This window comes from Acinetobacter sp. 231_lipA, assembly GCF_058243005.1.
Map to the genome: position 1 here is coordinate 432,540 of NZ_JBZAYU010000001.1, position 16,711 is coordinate 449,250.

Below are 16,711 nucleotides of genomic sequence, written 5' to 3' on the forward strand. Positions count from 1 at the left end.
CATTAGTTTTTTAATTCATCTTATGTCTACACCTTCACAACGTTTACAAGCAATTGACGCCCTCAGAGGATTAGTTATTCTGATTATGATGGTCGATCATGTCAGAGAAACTTTTTATCTCCACCAGCAAGTCCCCGACCCGATGCTGATTCCAGGAACCGAAGAATCCCTTTTCTTTAGCCGGATCTTGGCTCACTTATGTGCACCTGTTTTTGTGGTATTAACAGGCTTATCGGCTTATCTTTACCAAGCAAAAAACAACAGCGCTCAAATGACACGTGAATTTTTACTCAAACGCGGTCTATTTCTGATTTTTCTCGAACTGATCATTATCAACTTCGCTTGGACTGGACAGTTCCCGCCCGATGTCATCTATTTACAAGTAATTTGGGCCATTGGTCTCAGTATGGTGGTTTTAGCAGGCTTGATTGGGCTATCGCAAAAATGGCTCTGGGTGATCAGTCTCAGCATTATTTTTGGACATAATGCGCTGGATCAAGTGTCATTTTCGCAGATGCCGATCCTGCAAAATCTGTGGTTTATTTTACATGAACGTGGTTGGATCGAATTTGGAGATCTGTTTCGCTTTAGAACCTCCTACCCAGTACTGCCTTGGATTGGGGTGATTACCCTCGGCTATTGCATCGGTCATACCGTATTTAACAGCACACACGATGTCGCAAAAAGAAATCAAATTTTGTTAGGCTTCGGGCTGGCCAGTATCAGCTTATTTATCGTTTTAAGAATGATCAATCTCTATGGCGACCAAGCATGGTCAGTCATGCCGACCAGCACTGAAACCGTTATGAGTTTTTTAAACTTGACGAAGTATCCGCCATCGCTGCTGTTTATTTTGTGGAATGTCGGACTAGGTTTAATCCTGTTATTGTTACTTCAAAAGGTTGAAAGTAAACCTTGGCTCAAACCCTTGATTGTCTTTGGTTCCGTGCCGATGTTCTTCTATATCGTACACTTATATGTGCTGAAAGCCCTCTATCTCACTGCGGTCACACTGTTTGGCACGACCCATGGCGAATACTTCGGCGTCGATCATGTCTCCACCCTCTGGCTCATTTCGATTATTTTAACTGTGGCTCTCTATCCGTTGATGTTGAAATTCTCAGCTTTTAAACATAAAAACAAACACATTCGCATTCTTAAATACCTCTAAGGATTTAAGGTGTATAGCCAATTTCACTGAAACAAGATTGATGCTTAGTCCAACTAGGCATCAAATTTCCCGACACCCGGCAAATATGTTTTATGCGCCAACGAATGTCTGAAGCAAAAAATTTACTTTGCTTTAGTCTGCAATGCTAAGCAAATTGAAATTAAAACCATCCCAATCCAGCCGATTGGTGCAAGTTGTTCTCCCACCAACAGGATTGCAAAAACAGCGGCAACCAAAGGTTCAAATAAGGTCAAGGTAATGGCTTTACTCGCAGGCACAGTTTTTAAGCCATATCCAAATAAAACATAGCCCAAAAACATGGGGATCAACATCATATACCCCACGACATAAAGGTTGATGTTTTCTTCAAACAAGTTTGAACCTGTTATCCATAAAGTCGGAAGTAATAATAAAGAACCAAGTCCGAAGATGAGCCCCATAGATGCTTTTGCATCCATTCCTTGGTCAATCATTCGTTTTGCCGCCCAAGAATATAAAGCATAGGTCAATCCCGCAACCGCCCCTAAAGCAATACCCAACATTGGTCGATTTTGGGACAAATGCTCCGTGGTTGCTACAGCATGTGATTCCCCTAGAGAAAGTAACGCAACGCCCGTCACTCCCAATACGAAACTCATCAGCCATGTCATCGAAAGTGCTTTTCGGTCAAACACCCTTTCTAAAAGTGCAGTAAATAAAGGTGCCGTACCAATCGAAACGACTGTTCCAATCGTGATGCCTGCATAATGCATCGATGAATAAAAGGCCAAAGGATAAATAAAAACCGCAATTACGCCTACACCGAGCATCACAACATTGGCTTTGATATGTGCCAGATGGTAGATAATACTTTTTCGTGCCAAAAGTGCCTGCAACAGTCCACCACCGCCCATGGCGGCAGCGCCAACAGCCAAAGGACTCAAATTAGGTGCAAAAGATGCGACTGTGCCCGTCGTTCCCCATAGAAAAGCAGCGAACAGCACCGCGATCAAACCATAATTCGGTACCGCAGAAACAGACCGATTCACGTACTGATTTCCTGTGTTAAAAGTGTTTTCACCATCGCCGTTGCAGCTTGTACTTTTTCACTCGAGCTTTCCAAGCCTGCTCGCGCAATCGATCCCTCTAGAATAAAAGACAACAACAAAGCCATTTGTTTGACCTTGTCTGCGTCCGAAATAACAAGAGCAAGCTGTGTAGAGATAATGTTTTCAATTTCATCCTTATGCGCTTTCACAGCCAAACGTTCGGCGCTGTGCGCTGGGAACTCAGCAGCAGCATTCAACAAACCGTAGCCCCGAAAACCTTTTTCATAAGCAAACTCGGCATGGTCTTGATAGGCTTCAAAAACCGCGACAATTTTATCAATAGGAGTATGGGCTTGTTGGTTTCGAAGCGCATACAAATCTAACCACTCTTGATGCCGTGCTTCTATATAAGAGGTAATCAAGTCAGCCTTAGTCGGGAAATTATTATATAAGGACATTTTGGCAACTTTGGCCTTATCTGTGATGCTATTAATCCCTGTACTGGTAATGCCGTCGTTATAAAACAAAATCGCGGCTGCATCTAAAATTTTCTGTTTCGCGGTTTTCGTATTCATCATACTCAACTAAGTAGACCGATCTACCTAATTTATAGAATCTGTAAAAATATGCAAGTCACCTTTGCCTATTTAATGAAGGAAATATCAGATGAATCAAAAACGGGAGAATACCCTTCAATCACCCCATTACAATGGCGGTGGGTAAAAAGCGAAACAGAACAATCGCACTATACTTTTATACGGCATATGTAGTTCCAACTTATAGGTAATGAGCTGCTAGATAAACCAAACGAAGGATGCTAAAAACCACTCAGATGAAATTAAAAAACTGATCTACAGAAATGACTGCTATACAGTACAACTGCATAGTCTCTATAACTGCTTGTCTGAAACGAATAGTGAATCTAAAAGGAATTGAGTTGGGCAACTCAAGCTATAATTGAATAGTTATAAAAGAAGGCTTAAATGCCTTAAATAGAAAAAGCAGCAAGAGAAGGTCTGACTGCTTTTTTTAGAATTTGATCACTGCCGATCTATGTGGTGTGCCCCACACTACTTGACGTAATGGCCCAACTTAAACTTGGGTTATCGATTAATTTTAATTTGTATTTAAAAATAATTTGGCGGAAGCGGTGAGATTCGAACTCACGGAGGACTCACACCCTCGTCGGTTTTCAAGACCGGTGCATTAAACCGCTCTGCCACGCTTCCATGGGCGACATCATATAAACATTCAATCTACTTGGCAAATACTTTTCTTCAAAAATCACACCAAGTGGCTAAAATTAAAACAAAATCTTTTAGTTCTCTGAACTTTCAGGTCTGTCATAACGAATTGAATTGACATACCAGTGTTTTTTTCCAGTTGGCGTCAACACTTCAATTTCATCATCGACTTGTTTGGACAGTAAAGCACGTGCCATCGGCGAGTCGATGGAGATGTGCTGCGGGTGATGATCGTAAATTTCATCTACTCCGACGATGCGTAAGGTTTTTTGTTCCCCTGCGTCATTTTCAATTTCGACCCAAGCGCCAAAATAAATCTTGCCAGCCTGCTCTTCAGAAAAGTCGATAATACGAAGTTCTTCGAGGCGTTTTCCCAAGTAGCGAACCCGTCGATCAATCTTACGTAAGATCTGTTTGTTGTACTGATAATCCGCATTTTCACTACGGTCGCCAAGGCTCGCCGCCCAGTTTACTTTCTTGGTAATTTCAGGGCGTTCTTCATGCCAAAGCTGCTTTAATTCCGCCACCAATTTGTCGTGACCTGCACGTGTAATTAAGTTTGATTTCATGATGAATGCCGTCTAAATCCGCTTATTGATTTACAACAAAGGATTATTTTATCCCTTATTTCTTCACAACAGAAGTTTATAAAATAAATTCCTGAATTAAATTAAATTGTTATGTTACATTTTTCAAAAAAATATTGCACAAAATTTGACACTTTTAAAATTGCTATATATTATGCGCACATCTTAAATTAGTTGCCTATTTTTTAATCTATGTAGTTTTTCTACATAATCTTCTTAATCCCATGTCATTTTGAATGACGTCATGAATGCCCAACCTCTTATTGAATTTAGACAACTTGAACTCGTTTTAAGGCATGTTTTTGCCTTTGCGTTCTAGGGCATAAATTACTTGTAGCGGAGACAACATGCACAGTAGTTCAACTTCTGGATCGAGGCTTTGCCTTAATTCATTAACTTTCTCTCTCCCGTTGAAAGCCCTTGCTTTAAGTACTTTGTTAATTCCATTTCATAGTATTAATGCAAGTAAGACCTACCAGTATGATAACGTCGTCAATCATAATAAATTGACTGTCGTTTCAGTGGAAAACCCAACGACCGTTTTTAAAGATGGTCAGCATTTGCATGGTTTTGGTTATGACCTTGCACGTAACTATGCAGACAGCTTAAATGTAAAGCTAGACTTCAAAACCGTCCCCGATAATGCTACAGCACTGAAATGGGTAGCACAGGGCAAAGCAAATTTTGCAATGACGACGGCAAGTGTTCAAACGATTGAACAAAAAAGTCTCGCAACCTTTTCTGCAACTTGTGGTGATTTAAACGTTTTACGTAAAAATGGCCTCAATACTGAGCTGAACTGGGTATTTAAACATGCGAATGATCCATTAACGCAAACGGCGAGCGGATTTGTCTGCCGTGGTAAACAATCTGGTTCAATTGGTCAATTGGCCTCTTTTTACAACCGTAATGTCGTGAAGCCTGAAAACTGGAATACGATTCAACGCGATTTGCGTCAGCGTATGCCAATCTATAAGGCCAGTTTTAAAAGCACAGCGCAAAAGTACGATTTAGATTGGCACTTATTGGCAGCGATTGGTTATCAAGAGTCTTATCTTAAACCGAACTCCATTTCTCCCACGGGTGTTCGTGGTTTGATGATGTTGACCAATAGCACAGCCAAAGCCATGGGTGTGAGTAACCGTACCGATCCAGCGCAAAGCATTCAAGGTGGTGCCAAGTACTACGACCAAATGCTGAGTCGCTATGATGATATCCCCTTTCCTGACCGGAACTGGTATGCACTGGTTGCGTACAATATGGGACCGGGTGCGGTGAATCAGATTCAAAAACGCATTCAGGCACAAGGTAAAGACCCAAATAACTGGCTCAATTTGTATGCTTACTTAGAGCATAACCAAGCGAAGAATGGTCGCTACCGCCAAGCACTTCAGTATGTGACGCGTATCCGAGCTTATCTTGAGCACATTAAAACCACGCCGCAGTTGGTCAATATCTAAAAGATCCTCTCTATCGGCATAAAAAAAAGCTTACCTATAAAGGTAAGCTTTTTTTATTTCAGAACACTTAAGCTGTTTGCTCAAGCACTTTCTTAAATAAATCTTTTTGCTCTTGGCTTGGCTTCGCTGTTTGCAATGCCATCAACTGTGACATATCACCTTGAACTTTTATTTTACCCGTCATGAACGCTTGCATTGCTGCAGCCATATCAAACTCAAGGAACACTTTACGTAGTGTTTCAGCATCCATGTTCAAGGTTGTTTTCGCGTTTGAAGACAAGCCTTTTTTAATTGCGCCGCCATCTAAAGATAATTCGGTATTACCCGCATTGTCAGCAACAACTAAGTTAATTGCAAGATTCGCAAGTGCTGGCGGCAGGTTCAGATTCCCCGCTTGAGCAGTTAATGTTTCTACAGTTGAAAACCAATCATCAGTTAAAAAAGCAGGCATGATGTTTCCTCAATTCTTTGTTCGTTGTGTGCTGCCTATCCAGACGGCATCATTGTGAAGCTAAATATGCTCGGAGATTGTTATAGCATGTATATCCTACATGTGCCTAAAGTTTTTTGTACGTACCGTTCATATTTTATATTTCTTATACAAAGTTTATCAAAATCATCCACATAAAAAAAACACCAATCATTGATTGGTGTTTTGCATTGGCTTAACTGACAAAATTAGTCTGCTGCAAAGCCAAGATTAACCATGTTAATGCGTTTGTTCTCTGGTTCATCTTCCGTTGAACAACTTTCACCTTTAAAGTCGAATTCACGTTCGCTATCTAACGCTTCAAAGTCGAATAACTCACGGTCTGCCAGCTGCGATGGCGAAACATTCTGCAAGGCGCCAAAAATACTGTGTAGACGCTTTGGATGTGCTTTATCCCACTCACGCAACATGTCATTTAACATGGCACGTTGCAGATTTTCCTGAGAACCGCACAAGTTACACGGAATAATCGGGAACTGACGCATTTCAGCATATTTAATGATGTCTTTTTCTTCCACATAAGCCAGTGGGCGAATCAAGATGTTCTTTTTATCTGACGATAACAATTTAGGAGGCATCGCCTTTAAGCTGCCGCCATGGAATAAATTTAAGAAGAAAGTCGCCAAGATATCATCACGATGATGCCCCAATGCTACTTTGGTCGCGCCAATTTCTTGCGCAAAGCCGTATAAAGAGCCACGGCGTAAGCGTGAACAAACTGCACAGTAGGTTTTGCCTTCAGGCGTTAAACGTTTGGTGATGCTGTAGGTGTCTTTTTCTAAGATATAGTAGGGAATATTATTCTCTTCTAAATAACGTGGTAACACGTCCTCAGGGAAACCGGGTTGCTTCTGGTCCAAATTCACAGCCACCACATCAAAATTGATCGGTGCAATGCGTTTAAACTGCAACATAATATCGAGCAAGGTATAACTGTCCTTACCACCGGAAATGCAGACCATCACTTTATCGCCTTCTTCGATCATTTTAAAATCGCGAATGGCATGACCTACCTGACGGCGTAACTTTTTCAACAGACGATAATACGCAGAGCTAGTGGGTAGTTCTGGTTTAAAATTAAATCCCTGATTGGACTCAACTGGCGAGAACATAGACGAGTTAAACCTTAAAAAAAATACCGCGCAATTTTATCCGATTCACAGCCATCTCGCACCTAAAGAATGTAAATTCTCATGAATTGTCATTGCTGTCATATTCATGTATTGAAATCGGTTTAACTTTGAACGATTGCGTTCATATTTTAGCTGAACTGCTTATGTTTTGGACTTTTCCACATTTTTCCACAAAAGCTGGGGATAACTTTGTGGATTCTAATCGACTTGACAGGGTGTTCCCCCCACTCTTTAAGGCTTCTATTTAAATTGATCATTTTTTGATCAATTTATTTACTATTAAATTTCAATAACTTAACCCAGTCAAGCAATCCTCATTAAAAATAAATTAATTATTTTTTTTGATTACTTGCTCAACAATTTGACTTGATTTTTACAAAGACATGGATTTTTGAACTTAAAATAGTTTCAGACGGTTCTTTTTTTGCTAAACTCATTTCTAGTCACTGAAATCGATTTTTTTACGATTAATAATAGATAATGAAAAATAAGCTGCTTTTGAGTCGTTTTTACGTTTTGGGGTGTATGACGATTTCGTTCATGGCACTAGATTGTCACGCGGGTCAAACCATCTACCAATTGAGAGATTCCAACGGCACGACCTTGTTAACCAATAAACAAAGTCGTTATAGCAACTTAAAAGTCGAAAAGAAAACCTATTATCCAGACAGTAATATCCACAGTTATAGTAACTGGGGGTCTTCTGAGTCCTCCGTGTTGCCCAGTTATAGTCGCAACAAAAATGCTTTTGACCACATTATTCGCCAAGCGGCTCAAACCCACGGGGTTTCTGAAGGTTTAATTAAAGCGGTCATGCATACCGAATCAGGCTTTAATGTCAATGCACGCTCACCTGTTGGGGCTCAGGGGCTTATGCAACTCATGCCTGCGACAGCACGGCGCTTTAATGTCTCTAATGCATATGATCCACAGCAGAACATAAATGCAGGTGCCAAGTATTTGGCATGGCTGATGAAACGCTTCAACGGCAACACCAGCCTCGCGCTTGCAGGCTACAATGCTGGCGAAGGCAATGTACAAAAGTACGGCGGCATTCCACCCTTCCGTGAAACTCAAGACTATGTTCGCCGCGTGAGTAGCCGTTATAGCAATCTATATGCGGGCGGGATTAACATTTCTGCAGGCTCAAATAGCACACCAGCCAATGCTCAAGTCATTGCCCAATCTGCACATTATGATGCAGACTCTTCTCCAAGCACACAACTCAGTGTGAGTCGTAGCGCACCTTCACGCCAAATTATCCTCGCAGCCGATGGCAGTTTTACCGATGCGCCGGGTTCCTATGCCACGGCCAATGCAACCGCCTCTGCCCGCATCCAAATTTCAGAATAATTTTTATAGCAGTTTTATTATTTTTTCTTGAATTTTGAAGAGTTTCACCTCATATTGAGATCAATGATTTTCGATTTATAAATCAGATTATTTTTTTATTATAAGAGGATTTTCTCAATGATGCGGATTGGTTTGTTCTTGCTAACCAACCTCGCGGTACTGGTTGTAGCTGGCATTATCTTGTCACTCTTCGGTGTCGGTAGTTACCATGGCGCGGGTGGCTTAAATCTAGGTAACCTACTGGTTATCTGTTTTGTCTTTGGTATGGTTGGCTCAATGATTTCTCTATTCATGTCAAAATGGATGGCGAAGAAAACAACTGGTACAGAGTTAATTGACCCAAATGCCCCGCGCAACCAAGCAGAAGCATGGTTGTTACAAGAAGTCGCTCAATTGGCGCAACGTTCTGGTATTAAAATGCCAGAAGTCGGTATTTTCCCGTCTTACCAATCTAATGCTTTTGCTACAGGTTGGAACAAGAACGATGCATTAGTTGCAGTTTCTACCGGCTTACTTGAGCGTATGAATAAAGACGAGCTTCGTGCAGTCTTGGCTCACGAAATTGGTCACGTTGCCAATGGTGACATGGTGACTTTGGCGCTCGTTCAAGGTGTCGTGAACGCCTTTGTGATGTTCTTTGCACGTGTCGCAGGTGATTTCATTGACCGTAATGTCTTTGGTCGTGAAGAAGGTGAAGCACCAGGTTTAGCTTATTTTGCCATTACCATCGTGCTTGATATTGTCTTTGGTATTTTAGCTTCTGCAATCGTGATGTGGTTCTCCCGCTACCGCGAATATCGTGCAGATGAAGCAGGCGCGCGTCTTGCAGGCAAACAAGCAATGATTTCAGCCTTGTTACGCTTACAAGCGGAGTCACAACTTCCAGATGCGATGCCTAAAGAAATGAAAGCGTTTGCTATCGCGGCGGGTCAAGAACAAGGCTTTAGTTTAGCCGCATTGTTCCAAACCCACCCGACGATTGAACAACGTGTTGCTGCTTTACAACAGCTCGATTGTCCATAAACAATTCGTTCACAAGATTTTAAAAAGCCTCCACTTGGAGGCTTTTTTGTGACTCTGCATAACAGAACATTTTTATTCAATCGTCACTTCGATACAGCGTAATAAACTGCCATTTGGGTCAATGATGCAAAACTGGCGGATCTCATCAAAATTCTGAATATCGCTCATACGGGCAATTTCCCACAACGACCAATTCACTTTAGACCAGTATTCATAATAGGATTGAATTTCCGCTACGCGAATACAGGCACTATGCCATGAACTATTTGGATCTAAATGCGGATGATGGAAAAATTCCAGTGTCATTTCACCCAAACGCATAATCATCCACTCGGGGGACTGATACACCAGATTAAAGCCCAAGCCTTGGTAAAATGAAGCGGTGCGCGCTAAATCAATCGCTGGCAAATTCGCCGTAAATTGACCTTCAAATTTCATCAGCGGCTATCCTAAGTTTAGTCCCTGTAACCAATGCCACATCACACTGCCACCCCACCACAATAAGCCCATAAAACACACTAAAAAGATCAGGCCAAACAAATCGGGAATGTGTAGCCAAAGCCATGCCACTACTGGATTTCGCCAAAATGCGGACTGTTGCTGTTTCTTTTCCAATTTTTCATGAAGAAAAGGATGAGTCACATGATGCTCTGAATGGATTTGGTATTCTTCCCGAATATGATCATGAACCACATCCAGTGCTTTACGACTCGGACGTATAAAAATATCAAACAATGTTCCTAACACTGGGATAAAACCGACCACAGCGTCAATCATAGCCAGCTTCAATACAGGGCTCAATTTCTCTTGCGGCACGCCAATTTGCTTGGCTTTATAAATGGCATAACACGTTAGGGCAAAACCTGCGATATCCCCAGCAATCGGAACAGTACTCAATGCAGCATCAGCACCGACTCCCTGCTTAGTGAATGGGATACGCACCACAGAATCCATCATATTGGCATATTTGGCCAAATCACGCTCTAAACGAATGACCTCTTGCTGGCTCATTTTTTTTTGTTCTAAGGGTTCAGGCATGTTGTTACTGACCTCCATCATTTCAACCACATTAACATCATAAAACCACTGAATTATGCTGGTTTTCATGACTTTTTTCTGTGCTAACTTTGTGCTGAAACAAGTGCTTATAAGCTTAGGATAAGCTTAAAATTTGCGATGCAATCAGCAGATATACCACCACGCCTGACGCATCACAAATTGAGGTGACCAAAGGTGCAGATGCACTGGCTGGGTCGAGTTTCATGCGGTTTAAGATAAACGGCAGACTCATACCAATCAGACAACCCATCAACACAATGCCCATCATACTCAATGCCAATACTACGGCGACCAGAATATCCCCACGGAAATAGCCCAAAATGGAAACAGCCGTTGCCATGGTTCCGCCTAGACACAGCGCAACCAGACTTTCACGTCCTAGCAAATAAAACCAGTCTTTAAAATGTACATCGCCGGTTGCCAGTGCACGTACCATTAAGGTTGCAGACTGAGACCCCGCATTTCCCCCACTTCCCACCAGTAAAGGAAGGAAAAATACCAAAACGATATGTGCCGCAATCAAGTCTTCAAAGTGTGCAATTCCTAGCCCCGAGAGTAAACTACCAAAAACCAGAAACACCAACCAAAACACCCGCTTCTGATACAGTAATAGGATTGGAGCCGTTTTAATACTCATCTGCGGACTGGCTGCAACCGCACTACTTTTTAGAATATCTTCTGTGGTTTCTTGTTGCACCACATCCATTGCATCGTCATAAGTCACAATCCCCAATAGACGCTGCTGCTCATCGACAATGGGCAAAGCCATAAAATCATAATGAGCCAGTTTCTGTGCAATGCTTTCTTGATCCTCACTGACCAACCCCGTGATGACATGACTGGTCATAACCTGTCCAATCAATTGCTCAGGAGGAGATTGGATAATTTGCCGCAGCGAAATCACACCGTGTAAATAACGCGAGGCATCGGTCACATAGATGAGATATAAAGTTTCACTTTCCGCTGCATACTGTCGTATATGTTGAATCGCCTGTTGCATTGTCATTTCGGCATGTACCGTAATGACCTCGGTGCTCATAATTGCACCCGCAGACTCGGCAGGATAGTGCATTAAATCATTCAGCTGGGCTTGAACATGCGCATCTAGCTGCGGAAAAATCTGACCTTGAACCTCTTGTGCCAAGCTTTGAAATAAATCGGTACGGTCATCCGAATGCATCTGAGCCAATAGCTTCACCAGCAAAGCCTGAGGCAATTTCGCTGCTAGCTGCTGCTGCTCGGTTAATGCTAAAAACTCAAAGACATAACTGGCTTGTGGTAATTGTTCCAATAGCCGAATTTGGTCATTTATAGGCAGGGCCATTAAAATATCAGCTAAATCCGCAGTGCTGTACTGTTTCAAACTTTGGATAAAAGCATGGTTATCGGGCTGATTTAATTGCGCTTGGAAATCTTGCTGTGAAAATGACGGATTTGGCATACACCACTCAAATATTGTTTTTCTTTATCTGTCCGAGTATAGCAAAGGATCTTTAAATGTCAGGCCTTTCAGCCTGATTGGATTAAAGGTTCGCTTTGCCTATTCATACTGCACACGAATGTTTCAGATTCGATCTTAGACTTCCTCCTGAGGTGTTCGTCCATGAAACACACGGCGAACCAAGACATACATTAAAGGAATAAACAGCAATACCAACACCGTACCAAAAATCACGCCACCGAGTACACTCACCCCAATTTCCTGACGACTTGCGGCCCCTGCACCAAAAGCAAAGACCAGAGGTGTAACACCCGCGCCAAAAGCCAAAGACGTCATTAAAATCGGACGTAGACGTAAGCTTGCGCCTTCCAAGGCAGCTTCAATTGCGGTTTGGCCTTTTTGCTGCGCCAGTGAAGCAAATTCCACAATTAAAATCGCATTTTTACAGGACAGACCAATTGTAGTCAGCAAGGCAATTTGGAAGTAAATATCATTCGGAAAACCCGTCAGATAACTGAACAAAATATTGCCACCGATACCGAGTGGAATCGCACTCATGACTGCAGTTGGAATACTCCAACTTTCATAAAGTGCAGCAAGGCATAAAAAGATAAAGCCTATGGAGACCAAATACAGCAGCAATGCTTGGTTATTGGACTTGTTTTCCTCGAACGATAACCCGCTCCATGCTAGATCAATACCATCATGCCCTCGTACCATGTTTTGTACGTCTTGCATGGCTTGTCCAGAACTAACATTTTGTGCTGTATCCGCCTCCATTTCTAGTGCGGTATAGCCCATAAAGCGATTCACTACCTCAGGGCCTCCACTCCAAGATACTTGAGCAAAATTTGTAAAAGGAATCATTTGGTTCAGATCATTACGTACGGTCCATGCTTGAAGATCATCAGGTTTTGAACGAAATTCGGCATCCCCTTGCATAATTACCCGCTTAATCCGACCACGGTCAATAAAGTCATTGATATAACTTCCACCCCAAGCACTGGATAAAGTGCTATTAATGGCGGTCTGGCTGAGTCCATTGGCCAAAGCTTGCTTTTGGTTCACATCCACTTTGAGTTCGGCTTTATCTGGGTTAGAACGTTTATCTAAATTGCTAAAACTAGAATACTGCTTGGATGCTTCCTGCAAAGTTTTGAACTGTGCTTCTAAATAGGCACGACCTTCGCCATTGATATCACGTATCCAAAACTCCATGCCATCGGTTTGTCCTAAGCCACTGACTGAAGACGGCATATTTACATTAATTTGCGCATTTCGATGCGATCTAAAATGAGCAATCGCTCGTTCTCGAATCGCTTGTGCGGAATTTTCTTTCCCCTTACGTTCATCCCAATGTTTCAATGCAATAAAACCCTGACCTAAATTTTGTCCCGTCCCTGAGAAATTACGACCATAGCGGATCATCACCAAATTGATATTGGCCTGTTCTTGGTCTAAAAAATATTGGCGAATTTCTTCCCCAACTACACGGCTTTGACTCAGCGGTGCACCATCGGCCAGTTTAAACTGGACACTTAAAATACCCTGATCTTCACTGGGAATAAAACTGGTCGGCAAAGCACGATAAAATAATGCAAAGACGGCAATTAACGCCACAAAAACCACCAGCATGATTTTACTGTGCTGAATGGTCTGCGTACTCAACTTTAAATAACGCTGTTTTAGCTGATCTAGCTTCAGATTAAACCAAGTTGCCCATCGTGCCGATTTATCATTGGGTTTTAAAATTAAGGCGCACAACGCTGGCGTCAGAATCAATGCGACCAGCAGCGATAGCGCCATGGCAGCAACTAAAGTCATTGAAAACTGACGGTAGATCACTCCTGTCGAGCCACCGAAAAAGGCCATGGGAATAAACACTGCGGTTAACACCAAAGTAATCCCAATTAATGCCCCACTGATTTCCTGCATCGATGCAATCGAGGCTTGTTGAGCACTCATCTGCTGTTCATGCATCAGCCGTTCAACATTTTCCACCACCACAATCGCATCATCCACCAGAAGCCCGATGGCTAAGACCAATGCAAATAGGGTTAAGGTGTTGATACTCATCCCGAGCACATACAGAATGGCGAGCGTACCTAAAATTACAACAGGTACTGTGATAGTCGGAATCAACGTTGCACGCCAATTTTGCAAAAATACAAACATGACCACAATCACCAAAAGCACTGCTTCAAACAGTGTTTTGACCACTTCCTTAATCGACTCTTGCACAAAAGGCGTGTTATCACGTGGATAAACAATTTGATAGCCTTCAGGCAGTTTAGAAGATAAACGGGCAACCTCTTGCTTAATCAATGCAGACGTCGCTAAGGCATTAGCCCCTGAAGACAGTGAAATGCCCATCCCCGCTGAAGGAAAACCATTAATGGTATTAAACGACTGGTAATTTTCCGCGCCTAGTTCCACCCGTGCGACGTCTTTTAAATAAATAAAACTGCCATCGCGGGTCGATTTGACAATGATGTTTTCGAATTCTTCAACGGTTTTTAGACGTGTACCAGAGGTGACTTTCGCATTTAAATATTGGTCTGACAGGCTGGGTAACTCGCCAATTGCCCCTGCGGCCACTTGCGTGTTTTGCGCTTCAACCGCCGCACGAATATCACTCGGCATCAGTCCATATTGACGCAATTTGTGCGGATTCAGCCATAAGCGCATGGCATACTGTGCGCCAAAGACATCAACCTCACCAACCCCATCAATACGGGCTAAATCTTGCTCCAAATGCGTCATCATATAATCAGACAGTGCAATATTGCTACTTTTGCCTGTTTGGTCATATAGACCAATCACCATATGCGTATCGCCAAGCGACTTATAAACATTGACCCCTTGACGCTGCACATCTTCTGGTAAGCGGTTAATCACCCCATTGATGGCATTTTGAACTTGAACCTGAGCGGTATCTGGGTCAGTTCCATTTTCAAAACTAATGCTGATTCGACTACGGCCATTCGAGTCACTGCTCGAACTAAAATACAGTAAATGATCAATCCCTTTAATTTGCTGTTCTAAAACCTGAGTAACGCTCTCCTCCACCGTCTCTGCCGACGCGCCTGTATATGTTGCACTCACCGTAATTCGCGGAGGTGCAATATCGGGGTAGCGCTCTACAGGCAACTGAAAGGTGGCAAATAAACCAAATGCCATCACGATAATCGCCAGCACACCAGCAAAAATTGGACGATGAATAAAAAATTTAGACAGCATGGGTCTGCGGTACTCTTGGGTCTGAGGCTAGATCTAGAAACTGGTATCACTTTATGCTTGATCTTCTATGACGAATCATTAAAAAACAAGACTTAACAACATGAAATAGAACATTAGAGCTAAATATGAAGAAACTATGAAGAAAGCTTTTTGACCAATTGATGACATCCTGTAATTTTTCGCAATTTGTCATTGATCTGAGATATTAAAATTGAACACTGAATCCGCAACACCACAATAAAATGTTGAGGAACACATGTTAAAAAGAACATTATTGAGTTTGATTTTTTTAGGCTTATTGGGCTGTCATCATGATGAGAAAGACAATGCCGCGTCCCAAGCACCGCCAAACAACGCCGAATACATTGAGCCTACATTGCTTATCATTGGACATCGCGGCGCCAGCGCGCTACGCCCTGAACACACATTAGCCGCTTATCAAAAAGCAATTGATGATGGTGCAGATTTTATTGAGCCTGATTTGGTGCCAACTCTAGACGGTTATTTAATCGCTCGCCATGAAAATGAAATCGGAGGAACCACCAATGTCAGCAGCTTGCCGCAGTTTGCAGAACGGAAGACGAGTAAAGTCGTTGATGGCGTGACTTACACAGGTTGGTTTACTGAAGACTTTACTTTAAACGAGCTGAAGCAACTGAAGGCACGAGAACGTATTCCAGAGATTCGTCCAGCAAATGCCCAATATAATGATCAATTTGATCTGCCTACTTTAGATGAAATTATTGAACTCGTAGATGCGCACTATAAAAAGACAGGAAGAATTGTGGGCCTGTATATCGAAACCAAACATCCCAGCTATTTCCAAGGTCTCAATTTGGCCATGGAGCAACGCTTATTAACCACGCTGGCCAAACACACCTATAGTCGTGACATTGCGCCAGTCTATATCCAGTCGTTTGAAGTCAGCAACTTAAAACAGATGCGTCAACAGTTGGATCAATTAAAATCGATTCGACATGCCAAAATTATTCAACTCTATGGTGGCAAGTCCGAACAACCTGCCGATGCTGTGCTTGCCAAATCAACACTCCGCTATAGTGATATGGCAACACCTCAAGGACTGAAAGACGTCGCAAGCTATGCGCATGGTGTCGGACCAAGCAAAACCTATATCGTGCCGAATACTCAGCCAGCGACCCCGTCCAGTTTTGTGAACGATGCACACGCAGTGGGCTTAAAAGTACATCCTTATACCCTACGCCCTGAAAACAATTTCTTGCCAGACTATTTAGACTGTAGCGCCATTGCCGCTGAAAAGTGCGAAAAAGGCGCACTGGCAGAGTTTGAGATTTTATTTAAAGCGGGAGTGGATGGTGTCTTTACCGATGATCCCGCTTTAGGTCGTCAAGCCGCCGATGCTTTTTTGAAAAAATAGAATAGATCATCTACGAAGCAAACCAGACAACTGAGCATCTCGTTTACTTCCAACCCATATCCACCCTTTAACTATAGAGATTAAAA

The 16,711-nt window shown here is 42.5% G+C and carries 14 protein-coding genes and 1 tRNA gene; 5 read left to right on the forward strand and 10 right to left on the reverse strand.

All coding sequences use genetic code 11. From position 1 onward, the window contains the following. Positions 1–22 precede the first annotated feature (22 nt). Complete coding sequence (locus AC4CUX_RS02255; protein ID WP_490792143.1) at positions 23–1,171, forward strand: acetyltransferase domain-containing protein; 1,149 nt, start codon at positions 23–25, stop codon at positions 1,169–1,171. A 122-nt stretch (positions 1,172–1,293) separates the two neighbouring features. Here the strand turns inward: AC4CUX_RS02255 and AC4CUX_RS02260 are convergent, their stop codons facing one another. The 4 genes from AC4CUX_RS02260 to greB form a co-directional block, all read right to left on the reverse strand. Further along, positions 1,294–2,199 carry a DMT family transporter gene (locus tag AC4CUX_RS02260; protein WP_490792144.1) on the reverse strand — a complete coding sequence of 302 codons (906 nt, stop codon included), beginning with the start codon at positions 2,197–2,199 and terminating at the stop codon, positions 1,294–1,296. Next, entirely contained in the window at positions 2,196–2,774 is a 579-nt protein-coding gene (locus tag AC4CUX_RS02265) for a TetR/AcrR family transcriptional regulator (protein WP_490792613.1), read from the reverse strand. The genes AC4CUX_RS02260 and AC4CUX_RS02265 overlap by 4 nt, the downstream gene beginning before the upstream one ends. Positions 2,775–3,338: 564 nt before the next feature. Beyond that, positions 3,339–3,428 (reverse strand) — tRNA-Ser (locus tag AC4CUX_RS02270). 89 nt (positions 3,429–3,517) lie between these two features. Next, on the reverse strand, positions 3,518–4,012 hold the full coding sequence (greB, locus tag AC4CUX_RS02275) for a transcription elongation factor GreB (protein ID WP_004695648.1): 495 nt from the start codon (positions 4,010–4,012) through the stop codon (positions 3,518–3,520). Positions 4,013–4,377: 365 nt separating this feature from the next. Between greB and AC4CUX_RS02280 the strand changes: the two genes are divergently transcribed. Beyond that, on the forward strand, positions 4,378–5,490 hold the full coding sequence (locus AC4CUX_RS02280) for an MltF family protein (RefSeq protein ID WP_078388608.1): 1,113 nt from the start codon (positions 4,378–4,380) through the stop codon (positions 5,488–5,490). A gap of 67 nt (positions 5,491–5,557) precedes the next feature. Here the strand turns inward: AC4CUX_RS02280 and AC4CUX_RS02285 are convergent, their stop codons facing one another. Beyond that, positions 5,558–5,941 carry an SCP2 sterol-binding domain-containing protein gene (locus AC4CUX_RS02285; RefSeq protein ID WP_004695646.1) on the reverse strand — a complete coding sequence of 128 codons (384 nt, stop codon included), beginning with the start codon at positions 5,939–5,941 and terminating at the stop codon, positions 5,558–5,560. Positions 5,942–6,168: 227 nt separating this feature from the next. After that, the gene (gene ttcA, locus AC4CUX_RS02290) at positions 6,169–7,092 is read right to left on the reverse strand and encodes a tRNA 2-thiocytidine(32) synthetase TtcA (protein WP_004695645.1); all 924 of its coding nucleotides are present in this window, start codon (positions 7,090–7,092) and stop codon (positions 6,169–6,171) included. A 501-nt stretch (positions 7,093–7,593) separates the two neighbouring features. Between ttcA and AC4CUX_RS02295 the strand changes: the two genes are divergently transcribed. Both AC4CUX_RS02295 and htpX read left to right on the forward strand, forming a co-directional pair. Beyond that, positions 7,594–8,466 (forward strand): lytic transglycosylase domain-containing protein, encoded by an 873-nt coding sequence (locus AC4CUX_RS02295; RefSeq protein WP_490792145.1) that lies wholly within the window; start codon positions 7,594–7,596, stop codon positions 8,464–8,466. 117 nt (positions 8,467–8,583) lie between these two features. Beyond that, positions 8,584–9,489, forward strand: a complete 906-nt coding sequence (gene htpX / locus AC4CUX_RS02300; protein WP_004982663.1) for a protease HtpX — start codon at positions 8,584–8,586, stop codon at positions 9,487–9,489. Between the two features lie 72 nt (positions 9,490–9,561). On the opposite strand, the gene AC4CUX_RS02305 is transcribed toward htpX, so the two are convergent. From AC4CUX_RS02305 to AC4CUX_RS02320, 4 genes are all read right to left on the reverse strand, one after another. Then, complete coding sequence (locus tag AC4CUX_RS02305; RefSeq protein WP_490792146.1) at positions 9,562–9,927, reverse strand: bleomycin resistance protein; 366 nt, start codon at positions 9,925–9,927, stop codon at positions 9,562–9,564. 6 nt (positions 9,928–9,933) lie between these two features. Continuing rightward, a complete protein-coding gene (locus AC4CUX_RS02310) occupies positions 9,934–10,527 on the reverse strand; it encodes a DUF4112 domain-containing protein (RefSeq protein WP_178928310.1) in 594 nt (197 codons plus the stop codon). Between the two features lie 115 nt (positions 10,528–10,642). Further along, positions 10,643–11,989, reverse strand: coding sequence for a magnesium transporter (gene mgtE / locus AC4CUX_RS02315; RefSeq protein ID WP_178928306.1), 1,347 nt, complete (start codon positions 11,987–11,989; stop codon positions 10,643–10,645). A gap of 135 nt (positions 11,990–12,124) precedes the next feature. Continuing rightward, a complete protein-coding gene (locus AC4CUX_RS02320; protein ID WP_178928305.1) occupies positions 12,125–15,229 on the reverse strand; it encodes a multidrug efflux RND transporter permease subunit in 3,105 nt (1,034 codons plus the stop codon). 256 nt (positions 15,230–15,485) lie between these two features. Between AC4CUX_RS02320 and AC4CUX_RS02325 the strand changes: the two genes are divergently transcribed. Beyond that, a complete protein-coding gene (locus AC4CUX_RS02325) occupies positions 15,486–16,625 on the forward strand; it encodes a glycerophosphodiester phosphodiesterase (protein ID WP_178928304.1) in 1,140 nt (379 codons plus the stop codon). The last annotated feature ends 86 nt before the right edge of the window (positions 16,626–16,711 follow it).